Source organism: Bradyrhizobium sp. S3.7.6 (assembly GCF_054061875.1).
The window spans coordinates 53,028-66,761 of sequence record NZ_JBSSEQ010000002.1; the positions used below are offsets into that span (position 1 = coordinate 53,028).

The following is a 13,734-nucleotide window of genomic DNA, read 5'->3' on the forward strand; positions in this document are numbered from 1 at the left end:
CCCCGTGCTCAAACAGGTTTGATCGACATGTGACGTGAGGTTTGGCAGCCGGGCCACGTCAGTTCAAAACGATCTGATCCTAATCAGAGGTCGAACGGCGTCAACATAACCCACCATCGAGTAGGCCACGATATGCTTAGCTACAACAGCAACCGGTCCTTGGTGCAATTCGGGACCGACAGTATTATATTTGGCGCTTCTCACCGTATGGTGACCCTAGATATGATGGAGGTGTAACGTGTCGCACTCGATTGACGACGCGCCGTCAAGTAAAAGGGGAAGTGCTGCTATCACCGCCCAAAGCGGCTATAGAATAATCAGCGTCCGCTTACGCGCGGCAGAATTCGATACGTTCTCGCAGCAGTTGCGTGTGCTCGGGATGACCAACAGTCTGGCACTGCGAATTGCGGTCCGCAGGATCGCCGGATTTATTGAGATTGGCGCCGAGACCCGGAATGATCTTCGGGCGATCACCAGTCACATCGGCAACATTGCCCAAACACTCAGAGAATTGAGCCGAGTTGCTAACCGTGACGCCACCTTCGATATTGAAAGGTTTGAGAGGCATAGGCAACACTTTGGTCAGGAATTTTCCGCGCTCGACGCCCTACTCCGCACAATATTGAACGTATCGCGACGGCGAGAGGACGGCCGTAGGCGATTACAGGAGGTCATGCAGGGGGAGCGCTCTTGAAAACGACGTCATTGGACACCCAAAATGCCTCATCCTCAAGCAATCGTAAGAATTGTGCCACGAGGCGGCGCTCGGACCGCCCGGCAAATTCGAGATCAGCTGAAATACCTTTCGCGCAACGGAGCCGTTGATCTCCAACGTTCCGAACGTCATCAAGGCGTTTTTCTGCCGTACGACCGACTCGACGAGATTGCCCAAAGTTGGGCCGAGCAGACCGGTAACTATCAAGCCGGTCAGTCGGCCGCAGAAAGCAACCAGGACCTAACGACTCATATCATCGTCAGCTTCCCGCCCGGCACTGATACCAGCCGTGCGCACGCTGCCGGCCGTGCTTGGACCGAAACGATGTTCGGTTCAGGTTACAATGGCGGTTCATTCGACTACTTCACGGCGTTCCACGTCGATCGGCAGCATCCACACTTGCATGTAGTCGTTAATCGACGGGCACTGGAAGGCCACTGGCTGAAGATCGCGCGTCGCCATCCTCAACAGAACTACGACAATATGCGCGCCGTATTGGTTGATGCAGCCTATGATCATGGCATTGAATTGGATGCAACACGGCGTGCTGACCGAGGCATTATGGAGCGTCCGATTACTTATGCGGAATTCCGACGCAGGCAGAGGGTTAGAGAAGCCGTCGCAATTCGGCCGGAAGCTGAAGCCGATATTCCTGTTAGTTCCAGAGGTCACCCCGGACCGACAAACCTTGAATGCGACGGCAGGATACGAATGGCCGAAGCTCTTCAAGCAGCACGAAGTCCCGCAGTTGGTCGGGCAATCCAAACATCCAGAAGCACTGCGGAAATGGTCGACCGCGCGAATACGGCTGGCATTGTTAGGGCAATCGAAGCACAAGGCACGAACCCCGGTCCATCAGATGTAGGTGATTTTGAGCTCCAGCGCGAAACTCGACGGCGCCGCGGCCGCGAGCTCGAAGGCGACGACGTCCAGCCTACTTCGCTCGAGCGCCCGCGGCAGCGCCGCCGTTTCGCGCGATCCATCATCGAAACTCGCGCCCAGCGAGCGGCCCGTGAACAGCGCGAATCCGAAGAACGCGCGAGGCCGGAGCCTGCACCCGATATTCCCGTTAGTGTCAGAAGCCACCCCGAACCGCCGAACCTTGAACGCGACGGCAGGATACGAATGGCCGAATCTCTTCAAGCAGCACGAGATCCCGCAATCGGCCGGGCAATCCAAACGTCCAGAAGCACTGCGGAAATAGTTGACCGCGCGAATACTGATGGCATTGTTATGACAATCGAAGCACAAGACACGGACCCCCGGTCCATCAGATGTAGGCGGGTTTGAGCTCCAGCGCGAAACTCGGCGGCGCCGCAGCCGCGAGCTCGAAGGCGACGACGTCCAGCCTACTTCGCTCGAGCGCCCGCGGCAGCGCCGCCGTTTCGCACGATCCATCATCGAAACTCGCGCCCAGCGAGCGGCCCGTGAACAGCGCGAATCGGAAGAACGCGCGAGGCGACATCGCCGCCGCGAGCCTGAACCTGACGATCTCGATCCCAATGATCCACTGCGGCTTCGCAGCGGACGTGTGATCGTGCGATCGCACGATGACGAGCGGGGAGGATCTCGGTGAGGATGGTGCCGCGTGAACGTTGCTTCACGTATTACTCTCTTCGATGGGCTGCACTGCAGGGGTACGATGACTCCTTGGCGCCTCGAAGTGAACCGCTAGGCCCGCAGGCACGCGATTCGGAGGGGCGAAGGGCGCGGAGAAGGCACAACTTTGCTAAGAGTGTGTGCTGTGACCGGCCTCCTCCTGATCCAGGCACTCGACGCGGCTCGCCTTCGAGACGTCCAATGGGACGTCCATTTTGCCGTCTGCAATCATACCGCCACCTCGTTGATCCGAGGCCAGCTTTGCACGCTTCTGTCATGCTCCGCACGAGGGGATCAGCGAAGCGCTTCCCTTCGATCTGCGATTCAGCCAAGTCTCGATTTTGGCATAGATCTTCTTGTTCAGGTTCAACCCTGCCTTCGGGCTGAACCCGAATGCCCCAAAGCGCCTCGGTGATATCTTCGACTCGCCGAACCGAACTCCCGGCCAGATACATCGTAAACGGTATGAGCTTCCACGTTTGAGGGGACGCTTGCGTTGTGGGCGGCGTCGCGTCGAGAGATCAAGCAACGGAAACGTCCGTTGTTCACGCAAGAGCGTGTTGCGACGAATGCAGGCCTATTTCTGGAAGGTCTGCTCGGAGATGAGCAGCGCAAGACCGGTTGGATGCGCGCGGAGGCGGCTGGCGATCCCGGCCCATGGCGGCAGCAGGCGATTCTGCGTCGTGGAGACTGGGACGCTGATGCCCTGCGCGATATCGTGCACGACTATGTCATCGAGCATTTGGCGGATGACGATGCGGTGCTGGTGATCGACGAGACCGGTTTTCTCAAACAGGGCAAAGCTTCATGCGGAGTGGCGCGGCAATACACTGGTTCGGCAGGGAAGATCACGAACTGCCAGATCGGCGTCTTCGCTGCCTACGTTTCTTGTCATGGCCATGCGTTCATCAATCGCGCGTTGTATCTTCCGAAGGAATCGTAAATCTGCCAGCGCGTCGCTCCGTGCTTGCGCGCCACCTCGGACACCTGGGCACCGGGTAGCAGACTCTCGGCGACGATCCGAGCTCTCTCAGCCTCCGAACGCACGCGGCGTCCCGACGGTCCTTCAAGGACCTCCAGCCGGCTCACCGGCTCTACCGATGAGCCGTCCAAATGGACGTCCGTTTTGCTGACCAATCCCATCCCAAACCTCCGTCCAAGCCGCAGGCTTCTTCGCTTCTTCGCACGTTCATTCGAATTCTGAAGCAAGGGTATCGGCTTCGCGCTTACGATGTACTCGCTCGCATCGCTGCCCACAGGCTCTATGAGCTGCTGCCCTGGAACTGGAAGACTGCGCAACAGCAAGTCCTTGCGGCGCAGGCGGCTTGATGAGGCACGTCAACCGCGTGTTCACTCTCAGCCATGTCGCTGAGATGCTCGGTGAAGACGAGGAATGGCTGTTCGAGGTCGCCGAAGAAATGGACACCGAGGATGGCCAACTATGGGTCGTCGGCGTCGGTGAAGACGGGGTGATGGCGTTCATCGATGACGGGATCAAGAACCTCAAAGAGCTGATCGCAATCCACCAGAACAGTCACGGCGAGGGCCTGCCGTAAGCGGTATGAGCTTCCACGTCCGCCCGGTGGCTACGATGGGGTCTTGAAGCGTGTCGGCATCCAGTACTGACGCATGTTTTCGACGACGGCCGGAATATACTTGTAGGCTGTTCGCCGGAACTGGTCAGTGTCTGCCCCCTGTTTCGGCGGGCCGAGCATCGGGCGCCCCTGATCGTCGACGCAGTGGAACAGGATCGGCAACAACAGACCGTGATTAATATCGGCGGGATTGCTGATCGGTGCCCACGCCGATAGTGTTAACTTTATAGCGGCATAGAAGCCCTCGCACCACGGACCTGCGTCGATATCGCGGTTTGGTTTGCGCGCGAAGATCGGTTCGAAGGTTTTGGGTGCCTTTGAGAGCGTCTCAACAATGACATTATGACGAACCGCCACGGCGGAGATTGCGGCGAACCCGGCGTGCCACCATGATTGAAGGCGTCGACCTCGATGCCGAGCAGAGGGCAAATCCACTCGGGCGGATCCATCGACACCGGCCCCGCCACGACCGCGCTGTGTCACGCGCGACCAATCCAACCCATCGATCAGCATCGACAATTGCGTTGCCGTCAAACAAACAACGCCGTCGTGGATCGGCGGCCAGGTAAAGCGAGCCTTCCTCAAGCCACTTCGTAACCAGAACCATGCCGCTGCCGTCCCACGCCAAAAGTTTAATGCGATCTGATCGCTTCGAGCGAAGATAAAAATATCTCCGAAGTAGGGGTTCGCACGAAGCGCTTCGTTCACCAGCGCTGACAGCGTATGGACGCTCTTGCGGAAATCAACGGGCTGCGCCGCCAACATGATCTTCAGGTCCGCCCGGAACGAAATCAATTGTCGCCCCGTACCGCCGCCAACACCATGGACAGCGTCACCTGATCAACGCCGTTCTCAACCCCGATCCGGGCTCCGGCGATATCGATCCGTCCTCGGCCTCTCACCGCTGCCAATGCCGTCGCCACGGCAGCCGGTTCCGCCGAATAACGCGGGGCCTCGTTTGACGCTGAGGCAACTGTATCTATCTTCACAGCGGCAAAGCCTTGTTGAGGCTCCTAGCTACTTTCCGGCGCAAAATTGATGCTTTTGGAAGAGTGTTCAAGGGCGCGCAGCAACGCAAGACCCGCCGGGGGCGACCGGCGGGGTTTTTGACAGAAGCCTGATGGTGAGGGCGGGCGGATTTACCGGACAGCCCGCTTTTCCATTGCGCGGCCGATGTTGATGAGGTTGTCGGCAATGACGCCGAGGCCGACCCAACGTTTCATCCCGGCGTCACCTTTGTAGCGACAACGGTTAAGCCCATGCCGCCGCTTAGTCACACTGATGCGTCCCTCGCATCCGGTCCGCCATTTCTGGCCGTTACGGAACCAGCGCTTCTTCTGCTCGCGCCTGCGTTCAATGCTCTTGGTTGAGCGGTTGGGAATGCAAACGCGTTTGACGCCTTTTGCTTTCGCCGCTGCCTCATTCTTTGCGGAGTAGAAGGCGGCATCTGCCGCTACCAGGCGCGGTGCGCGTCCGAGCATCGCTTGATGCGTTTCGATAGCTGCGATCAGCAGCTCCGAATCGTGCGGTCGCTGAGCGTAGACTTCATAGTCGATCACAATCTGGTTTTCGGCCTCCTGTAGTTTCACCATCTTGCCGAACTCGTTGGGCTTGCCCGCCTTGCCCTTGCGGATGATTTCTGTCGACGGCTCGAACAGGCTGAGGATCTTGCCTTCGGCGCGCGTATCGCCGCGGAAGATGCGCGCTCTAGTCTGCTTCATCACCTGCTTGATGAGCGGCACCATCGCATCGAGTTCCTGACCCAGGCCCTCCAGCACCAGCGGCTTGCGATTGCTCGAAGCGCGCTTCACTCCTGCGGCGATCTCTTTGGAGAACCGCTTTGCCTGTCCCACCACCCGGCTGGTCGAGTTGAGCAATTTGCCGTACGCCTGCGTGAGCTTCTCCCGGCTCTGCTTGGCTTTGGAACGCGCCGCGCGCGCGATATCCAGCACCCGCAGCTTCACCGTCCGACTACGATCGCACTGTCTGGCTCCAGCCTCGCCAGCGATCGTTGTGATCTTCTTCATGGTGCGGATCAGCACCCGAACCCCGTCTCCCAACAAGCTCGAGTCGGTCGGATAATGGATGTTGGTCTCCACCACCGTCGTATCCACGCGCATTCTGCGCCCTTCCATCGCCCCCTCGTCCCGTGCGAGCCTTACAAGTCTTTCGTGAATCTGTTTGACCACGTCCGGCCCCACCGCTACTCCCCAGCGGCCCATGGTCTTGGCATCGGGCGTCTTGGCGGCGCCCACACGGGTAAAGTCGCGGTACACCAGATTGGCGCGCACCTCGCGCTCCAGCACGCCATAGCTCCAGTTACGGATGTGCTTGAGGATCAACAAGCGCAGCACCACTTCCGCCGGAGCGCCCGGCCGGCCGCGGCTGCGGCTCTTGGGATGCCGTTTCATCAGCGCTTCGTACACGGCGGCTACTATTTGCTCGTCCGCCAGCACCTGATCGGCGTGTGTCATCCAGCTCTCGCGGAGATCGCTCACCTCCTCAGCGATCAATCCATCGCCGAAGCTGAGCTGCACGCGTCGCATCTTAATCACGGCTCTTCCCCCCGCGCTTTGCCGCCGTTTTCTCCGGACGCAGCAAATCGTGATTGATCTCGCAGATCGTCTCGATCGTCTCCTTCAGTTTCTGATAATTATCGAGCCAACGGCGAACCTCGGGAACCCGTTCACGACGCACACTGATTTGCCGGGTGCGTCCGCCGGCATAGCTCACCGTCAGAACGAAGACCCGGTGCCCTTCGCCACGCGCGCATTTCGGGCAATCTTTGGTATGCCGGATCGTGCGCTCCAGCAGCGAGCCACGGAGTATTTCGCCAGTAATCGGCAATTTGCCGACCAGCTTTTGGCGCGCTCGCAGGGTTCGCTCTCGAATCATCAAGAATGAATCAACGAAAGCAACCAACGTCAATTCTGTTTCCGTCCGACCTGGCAGTTTTCCGCATATCGCGCGATTCTAGTCCAAGGCCAACCAGATTGAATTTTGCGCCGGAAAGTAGCTAATTCCATCGCTAGATAGCTGGCGGCGCCAGGCCGTCAGCAATCCGCGGGCCACGCCGTGACGGCGTGCCACATCCGATAGGTTCGCGTTCGCCTCGAGGCTCTCCGCTACGATCCGCGCTTTCTCCTCCGCCGTCCATCGTCGCCGGCTGACGCAATTCATGGCGTTAATCCTGGAAGGTACCACCGAGCCGCCTCCCGATATTAGCGAACGATCAACAATATCGCTCAGAACACGGGCGCTCGCGAGGCGGAGTGCTGATGCCGGTTACGGCCTGCCGGCGGTCGTTACGTAAGCGGCGAAGCCGATACCCTGACTTTAAGCTTAGCAGGAAAAGTGCGGGAGGGGGAGAACGAAGTGACCCGCCTCGTCGTAGGCCGCCGGTCACTTGGCATTAGGTGTATCAATTGCATGGATGCAAGCTTTTTTGGTGCATTGCTACCAACGCAACGGTTTTGTCGTAGACGTCCATCCAAGCGACCGGCTATCGTTGGCGAAGCAGCTAGCAGTGAAACTGCTGATCTCGACGCGCGTTCGTCAAAAGCACCAATTGGGATGAGTAGCAAAACGTTGGCAAGCACGATCCCAACCGTAGCCCCGAGGCTCTACAAAATGCTGGCAATTACGGCCCTTCGATCAACAGCGAATGTGCTGGCTCAGGGCCGACCTAGCGGACCGGTCTGCCTCGAGTCTAGGCCGGTGCGGAGCCGACCGAAATTTAGCTATGTTCGTCCATCTGTTTACCGGGATGATGCAATAGGAGAGGCAAGTTCAAGCATCGCGCGGTCTCGGGACCAGGGCGGTAGGGCCTCCCTTAGCTGATACCTGACACCGTGCTGACGCTTCGGATTACCAATCGTTCTCAGTCCCGCAAAGTCTCTAACGCGCAGCTAACTGCCGTGCTGACTGTCCTATCATGTCGGTCTATCCGAACTTGAGCTTTCTGCCAACGGAACGCTTGGCGCTTATGGCTCGTACAAATGCCCGCAACAAACATTCAAGAGGCTCGCAGTGAAGAAGTGTTTCTCTCGCATCGCTTTCGATGAGCTGCTTTCATTCGTCGGTCTTGTCGTTGTCTTGACTGCCGTTCTTACTGCTCCATGTGCTGCTCAGAATTTCAACGGGCCTACAACCTTCCTTGAGACGATTGTGAGGACCATCACCGGACCCTTTGGTGTCGCAATTTCAGCTCTGGCTGTCATGGCGGTTGGCTTCTCGTTTATGATTGGCCGGATGGACTGGACCTTTGCAGTCTCAGTCATGATGGGTATAGCAATCGTCTTCGGCGGAGCCAGCTTTGTTCGCTCCTTGGCCCCAAACTAATCTCCTCCGATCGCGCGGACCCCTTCAACAGAGATCGCGGATCGCCTCGGATTTCAAAGGAGAACATCATGCAGCGCACGCCGGTGTTTCTTGGATTAACTCGAGAGGTCACTTTTGCAGGATTGCCTGTCATGCATCTAGTTTTCGTCATATGGGTCGTTATGCTTGGCTTCGTTGTCACGAAGTCATTCGTCTATCTGGCAGTGATGGGAACTGTTTGCTACGGCGTCCTGCGTACTCTAGCCGCCTACGATCCAAAACTCATTGGTGTCATCATCGCGACTCTGCAAAGTACACCATTGACCCATTCCCTGTTGAAAGGCGATGGGGTCGTGTATCGTGTTTGAGTTATCGCTAAAACATGCTCTGCGACGCGCTGGTCGCGAAGACGAGCAACTCGTTGATGGATTACCGTATCTAAGTATCGTCGACGATGTCACCCTAATGTTGCGTGACGGCGATGTAATGGCGACCTTCGCTGTCGAGGGGGCGAACGCCGACGCTCTCGACAACCGGCAGACAATCGAGCTGAGCAGCGCTTTCTCACGCTTTGTTGCGCAGCAGCGCGAGGACGTTGGATATCATGTTCATCGCATCTCAGTCGAAACCCGGCCCACCATGCGCGCTATTGAAGGAAATCCGTTTAATGAGGAAATTGACAGGCGTTGGCAAACGTATCTTCAGTCTGTTGGATTGCGTGACCGAGTGTCGATGGTCACCATCGTCATTCGACCACCGAAAAGAATAGCCAAGCTAATCGGTCTGTTTGCTAGTAACGACGTCTGCAGTAAGGAAGAGGTCGTCGCCCGTGCCGCCCGGCTGGATCAGCTGATCAATACATGCATGGTCAGCGTAAGTGAGGCAAAGCCTCGCCGGTTAACCGTTTCTGGCGGTGAATGGCTCAGTTTGTTGCGCACGCTGATAGACGGGTCAAGTGGGCGTCTCATGCCCGGGAAAAAGTTCGTACCTGTCGCCGATCTTTTGGCTAGTTCGATGATCACGTTCCACGGCAATGTCTTCGAATGCGACAATCCGAATCCAGATCTCAAGCGCTACGGCACCATTATATCCCTCAAAGATTATCCCGCTGCGACGTATCCCGGGATATTCGATACTCTCAATCTGCCGTATGACATGGTGATCTCGCAGAGCTTCACACCGATCGACAATATAGCCGCCCAAGGTAAGATCGCTCGTGTGCGGAAGCAAATGAAGGCTGCAGAGGACGCGGCCATTTCTCTGATGGTCCAGCTCGAACAGGCTGAGGACGACGTCGCTTCGGGCCGCGTCGTCTTTGGCAACCATCATTGCAGCATCGCCATATTCTGCGAAAGCCGACAACAGCTTGAGGAAGCCGTATCCTATGTCACTCGCGCTATGCAGGAAGCTGGCGCCTCGATCGTCCGCGAAAAGTTCTCCGCCCGCGCCATATACTTCGCTCAGCATCCTGGCAATTTCAGCTACCGCGCACGTGCGGCAATGATCTCCTCTCAGAACTTCGGAGAATGTTGCGCCATGCACGGCTCGCCGAAAGGCAATGCGGTCGAGCAATGTCCGTGGGGCGACTATGTGACGATTTTTCCGACAGCGCGCGGCGAGGCGTTTCGCTTTAACTTTCATTTGCCCGGAAAATCAGGTCAGCGCACCGCTGGCCATACACTTGTGCTTGGCCAAACAGGGTCGGGCAAAACCCTTGGTACTGCCTTTCTGCTAAGCCAGGCGCATCGGCTTGGCGCACGCATTGTGATATTCGATAAGGATTGCGGTTTCGAAATGGCGGTTCGCGCGATGGGCGGAAGCTATTCCGCCGTACGTATGGGGCAGGAGCTTGGCTTCAACCCAATGCAGGCGGAGGCGGATGACCGCGGCTCGGCTTGGCTTTCCGACTGGCTTAGAGCATTAGCTGACAACGAGGGCGAACGACTTAATCCGTTGCAATTGCAGGCACTTAACGATGCCGTTCAGGCAAATGCGGTGGCTGATCGCCGTCTACAGAACTTCGAACAGTTCCGCAGCCAGCTGCGGGCGACGGATGATAATGGAGACCTCTATCAGAGGCTTAGTCAGTGGGACGGCACTGGTCAGTTCGGTTGGTTGTTTGGCGGCAAGGGCCGCGATCCCCTCTGTTTTGATAGCCGGATCACCGCTTTCGATCTCACAGAACTTTTCGACAACAAAACCATTCGCACGGCGTGGTTAAGCTACGTTTTCAGGCGCGTGGAACGGCTCGTAGAAGATGAAGCGCCAACCCTGCTAGTGGTTGATGAGGCCTGGAAACTACTTGACGATCCTTATTTTGAAAGGCGTCTGAAGGACTGGATGCTAACAATGCGCAAGAAGAACGTTGCAGCGATTCTCCTGACCCAGCATGTGTCGCATATCGCCAACAGCGCTGCTGGGAATGCGATTCTGGAGAGCGCAGTTACACGGTTGATGTACCCAAGTACTTCCAATACCGAAGCGGAACTTGCACCGCTCAACCTGACACCGACCGAAGGCGCATTCCTTCGGATGAGTAATGTGGATAACCATCTCGTACTGTTCAAGTCCGGCGATGACAGCGTAGTTCTTGATTTCGCGCTTGGCGCGCTCGGGAAGGGAATTGATTTCTTAGGTGGGGCGCCCGGAAATAAAGCGCCGTTAACCTGGCGTGGCATACCGAACTCCCAGATGGAAATGCTGCAATGAAGGGTCCCACCATATTCCTCGCCGTTGTACTTGCCTCCCTTACTGGGTGCCAATCGATTCCGGAGATACGGAAGAACGATTGTGGTTGCGCTTGGGAGCGACTTCATCTTCAAACCGAGCGAGCCGCCGCATGAAAGTCGTTTCTCGATCTCTTGTGTTTACTTGCCTGATGCTTGGGGCGATCAGTCTCACGCCTTGTGAGGGGTGCGCTGACGAAAGCCAGATTAGTGCCATACCGCTCCCGTCAGTCGGAGTATCTGGCATGGAGCCGGGTGGCGCACAGCCAACTTTCGACAAGAGAGCTGTGGAACTGCTGGCGTCCATAGTTGAAAGTGTTCGGGCATTAAGTGACGGGATAACGCAACTCTTTGCGGCGGCGTCCACAGCTGTTGCGGCCATATCAGGTCCAAAGCCCTTCCCAGTGAATAATGACGCTGCGGATATTTCGGCCCGCAAGGGAGACGCAACGCCGGCGGAAATGGCGAGCGCTGCTTTGACAGGAGCAACGGTTGGGTCTGGCGACATTCAGGAAGCGCTTTCCGGATTTCGTCACCGTTACCGTTTGGATGATGCATTTGCGCTGCGCAACGATAAGAGACTCGACAAGATCGCGTATTTGTCGGCCCAAGCCGCCGTCACCGCCTATACCGCGGAGGACTCTTACAAACGGGCCAATGCAAGCATGGAAAGGATCAATGGCTATATCACCGCTCTTGAGGCCAGTACAGATTTAAAAACCAGCATCGATATTAACACCCGCGTAATGATCGAAGTCGCACAGCAGCTCAACGAAACGTTGCGGACCCAAGCGGCGATCGCGTCAGTGGCAGGATCGTACTTCATGGTGATGGGCTCGGATAGCGCCGAGCAAGACAGTATGCGAGATCTGCCAAACGACATCAATAAGTGATCGCCATGGGCCTAATTTCGAAGATCGCGCATAGTATCGACACAACGCTTGTTAATTATGTGCAAGTGGTATTTCAAACCGTCGCTGGCCCGATCAAAGCGCTACTTGGTGCGATAGCCTTGATCGCGCTTCTGTTTATCGCGCTGAACCATGTAGTGCAATTTAGAAGCGTAAACTACTCTATATATCTGCAATGGGGGCTGCGATATGTGCTCATATATTCGTTCGCGACCATGTGGGAAAATTTCGCGGGCATTTACGTGATACTCACGCAAGTGCCGAGCGACTATGGCGCGCTACTCGTGCGCGGAGTTGTCGCACCGATCGAGGCGAACGTTGATCCTAGTCTCTATACAGCAAATATAGTGGACACGTATTCTGCAATGGACGAGTCTGCAGGTGTCGTTCGGCAAATTGCCAATGACCACTTTTCGAACATCTCGATCTTCAAGGTCGGAAGGTCAATTCGGGAGGTGTTTTTTGGTGCATTCGCGCTGATCGTTGGGGGTTTTTTTATCGCGGCGTGCATCATTATTGTGTTAGTTGGAAAACTAGGACTCATGGTAGCGATCAGTCTGGCGCCCCTGGCGATCACCATGCTGATGATGCCCCAAACGAAGCAATATTTCGAGAGCTGGACACGCTTTACGGTTGGTAATGCAATTATTCCATTGCTGACAACAGCGCTAATGGCTGTTGTACTACGTATGTTAATGGAGGAGAGTCGCCCGGCGTCCAGCGATTCATTCGCGGTCATCTTCATCATGATAGCGGCTACCATTCTCCTGTTCCAGATTCCAACTATGGCAAACACCCTAGCCAGTGCATCGGTCGCCGCTGTTGGTGCTGGTGCAGCCGTCGCCGCAGCTTCCATGGCCAAAGGTGTGACGATGAGTGTTTTCGCTAAGGCTCAACGATTGCAGGACGTTGCCACCGTGCGTGCAGTGGAGGCTCAGGCCTCGCCGGCCATGGCTGCATCCCCGGCGATCAACGCGATGCGTCAAGGCGCTGGTATGCGGCAACGCCATTGGGATGACCGTGTAGCTCGCCGCGCAGCCGAACAATTGTCCCCTTGATTGGACAGGCATGAGCTGCTGCTAAATTCTTAGCAGCCCTCGGATTTAACCGGGCTCTTGTTTTGCGAACCAATCTCCCTACCCTTGCAACCAAGGGTAGCATTGCTAACTAGTGAGTCGCATGTCTGAACAGTCAAAACAGTCAACCCAGCAATCATTCGAAGACGAGATGTTTTTTAGTCTTCGCGCACAACGGAACAATTGGGCGAAGGTTGCGGTGGGTTCCACTACCGCGAGTCTGTTGGCATTAGGAGCTCTCATAGCCGTGCTGCCCATCAAAGAGACCAAGCCGTATGTGGTTCTGGTGGACAAGACAACTGGCGAGGCTGAAAAAATCGTCCAAGTTAGGCCGGCAACGCTTGAACAACAGGAGGCCGTGGCCCAGGCGGAACTTGCTTCCTACGTCATTGACCGAGAAACATACGATACCGCGGACAACAAAACCAGGATATCTGACGTAATGACGCGCTCGTCCGGCAACGCGCAGGAAACCCTTGCCGAAACTTGGCATTCGGGCTCCGCGCAATATCCACCCGTTGTTTACGGTGATGACGTGCGAGTGCGGGTCGAAGTTAAATCTGTCTCCCTGATGCCTTCGGACGGGCGCAATCCACGGGATCTAGCTCGGGTCCGCATCGTCAAGTACCGGGAACACAAAGGACAGGAGGCCGTCCGCCGCAGTTACGTGGTGACTATCGGTTATCAGTTCAAGCCGCAAATAAATGTTTCTTTGGAGGCAGTTTGGAAGAATCCGCTGGGCTTCGGCGTCTCGTCTTACCGAATTGATGCGGAAACTGCTGACTAGGTGCG

Annotated in this window: 15 protein-coding genes and 2 pseudogenes; 10 read left to right on the top strand and 7 right to left on the bottom strand. The window is 56.6% G+C overall.

Annotated elements, in window-relative coordinates:
• The first annotated feature begins 238 nt into the window (after window positions 1–238).
• On the top strand, window positions 239–694 hold the full coding sequence (gene virD1, locus ACVJ5M_RS43005; protein WP_456679664.1) for a T-DNA border endonuclease subunit VirD1: 456 nt from the start codon (window positions 239–241) through the stop codon (window positions 692–694).
• A 24-nt stretch (window positions 695–718) separates the two neighbouring features.
• The gene (locus tag ACVJ5M_RS43010) at window positions 719–2,005 is read left to right on the top strand and encodes a relaxase/mobilization nuclease domain-containing protein (protein WP_456679665.1); all 1,287 of its coding nucleotides are present in this window, start codon (window positions 719–721) and stop codon (window positions 2,003–2,005) included.
• Here the strand turns inward: ACVJ5M_RS43010 and ACVJ5M_RS43015 are convergent.
• A complete protein-coding gene (locus tag ACVJ5M_RS43015; RefSeq protein ID WP_456679666.1) occupies window positions 1,986–2,264 on the bottom strand; it encodes a hypothetical protein in 279 nt (92 codons plus the stop codon). The genes ACVJ5M_RS43010 and ACVJ5M_RS43015 overlap by 20 nt on opposite strands.
• 369 nt (window positions 2,265–2,633) lie before the next feature.
• A pseudogene (locus tag ACVJ5M_RS43020) lies at window positions 2,634–2,769 on the bottom strand (transposase); the annotation flags it as partial.
• A 41-nt stretch (window positions 2,770–2,810) separates the two neighbouring features.
• Here ACVJ5M_RS43020 and ACVJ5M_RS43025 point away from each other — a divergent pair.
• Window positions 2,811–3,248 (top strand): annotated as a pseudogene (locus tag ACVJ5M_RS43025) (IS701 family transposase); the annotation flags it as partial.
• Here the strand turns inward: ACVJ5M_RS43025 and ACVJ5M_RS43030 are convergent.
• On the bottom strand, window positions 3,206–3,457 hold the full coding sequence (locus tag ACVJ5M_RS43030; protein WP_314963758.1) for a transposase: 252 nt from the start codon (window positions 3,455–3,457) through the stop codon (window positions 3,206–3,208). The pseudogene ACVJ5M_RS43025 and the gene ACVJ5M_RS43030 overlap by 43 nt on opposite strands.
• Before the next feature lie 185 nt (window positions 3,458–3,642).
• On the opposite strand from ACVJ5M_RS43030, the gene ACVJ5M_RS43035 reads away from it, so the two are divergent.
• Window positions 3,643–3,870 (top strand): hypothetical protein, encoded by a 228-nt coding sequence (locus ACVJ5M_RS43035; RefSeq protein WP_456679667.1) that lies wholly within the window; start codon window positions 3,643–3,645, stop codon window positions 3,868–3,870.
• 30 nt (window positions 3,871–3,900) lie between these two features.
• Here ACVJ5M_RS43035 and tnpB read toward each other — a convergent pair whose 3' ends face one another.
• From tnpB to ACVJ5M_RS43055, 4 genes are all read right to left on the bottom strand, one after another.
• The gene (gene tnpB, locus ACVJ5M_RS43040; protein WP_456679668.1) at window positions 3,901–4,704 is read right to left on the bottom strand and encodes an IS66 family insertion sequence element accessory protein TnpB; all 804 of its coding nucleotides are present in this window, start codon (window positions 4,702–4,704) and stop codon (window positions 3,901–3,903) included.
• Between the two features lie 344 nt (window positions 4,705–5,048).
• A complete protein-coding gene (locus ACVJ5M_RS43045; protein WP_456679669.1) occupies window positions 5,049–6,455 on the bottom strand; it encodes an ISNCY family transposase in 1,407 nt (468 codons plus the stop codon).
• Between the two features lies 1 nt (window position 6,456).
• Window positions 6,457–6,837 (bottom strand): DUF6788 family protein, encoded by a 381-nt coding sequence (locus tag ACVJ5M_RS43050; RefSeq protein WP_456679670.1) that lies wholly within the window; start codon window positions 6,835–6,837, stop codon window positions 6,457–6,459.
• Between the two features lie 45 nt (window positions 6,838–6,882).
• Window positions 6,883–7,089 carry a transposase gene (locus ACVJ5M_RS43055; RefSeq protein ID WP_314963768.1) on the bottom strand — a complete coding sequence of 69 codons (207 nt, stop codon included), beginning with the start codon at window positions 7,087–7,089 and terminating at the stop codon, window positions 6,883–6,885.
• Window positions 7,090–7,938: 849 nt separating this feature from the next.
• Here ACVJ5M_RS43055 and ACVJ5M_RS43060 point away from each other — a divergent pair.
• The 6 genes from ACVJ5M_RS43060 (at window position 7,939) to ACVJ5M_RS43085 (ending at window position 13,729) form a co-directional block, all read left to right on the top strand.
• On the top strand, window positions 7,939–8,250 hold the full coding sequence (locus tag ACVJ5M_RS43060) for a TrbC/VirB2 family protein (RefSeq protein ID WP_314963771.1): 312 nt from the start codon (window positions 7,939–7,941) through the stop codon (window positions 8,248–8,250).
• Between the two features lie 68 nt (window positions 8,251–8,318).
• Entirely contained in the window at window positions 8,319–8,597 is a 279-nt protein-coding gene (locus tag ACVJ5M_RS43065) for a VirB3 family type IV secretion system protein (protein ID WP_314963774.1), read from the top strand.
• On the top strand, window positions 8,590–10,938 hold the full coding sequence (locus ACVJ5M_RS43070) for a VirB4 family type IV secretion/conjugal transfer ATPase (protein WP_456679671.1): 2,349 nt from the start codon (window positions 8,590–8,592) through the stop codon (window positions 10,936–10,938). Before ACVJ5M_RS43065 ends, ACVJ5M_RS43070 begins: the two co-directional genes overlap by 8 nt.
• Window positions 10,939–11,200: 262 nt before the next feature.
• Complete coding sequence (locus ACVJ5M_RS43075; RefSeq protein WP_456679672.1) at window positions 11,201–11,848, top strand: type IV secretion system protein; 648 nt, start codon at window positions 11,201–11,203, stop codon at window positions 11,846–11,848.
• Between the two features lie 5 nt (window positions 11,849–11,853).
• Window positions 11,854–12,924 carry a type IV secretion system protein gene (locus ACVJ5M_RS43080; protein WP_456679728.1) on the top strand — a complete coding sequence of 357 codons (1,071 nt, stop codon included), beginning with the start codon at window positions 11,854–11,856 and terminating at the stop codon, window positions 12,922–12,924.
• A gap of 121 nt (window positions 12,925–13,045) precedes the next feature.
• Window positions 13,046–13,729 (top strand): virB8 family protein, encoded by a 684-nt coding sequence (locus ACVJ5M_RS43085; protein WP_456679673.1) that lies wholly within the window; start codon window positions 13,046–13,048, stop codon window positions 13,727–13,729.
• Window positions 13,730–13,734 lie beyond the last annotated feature (5 nt).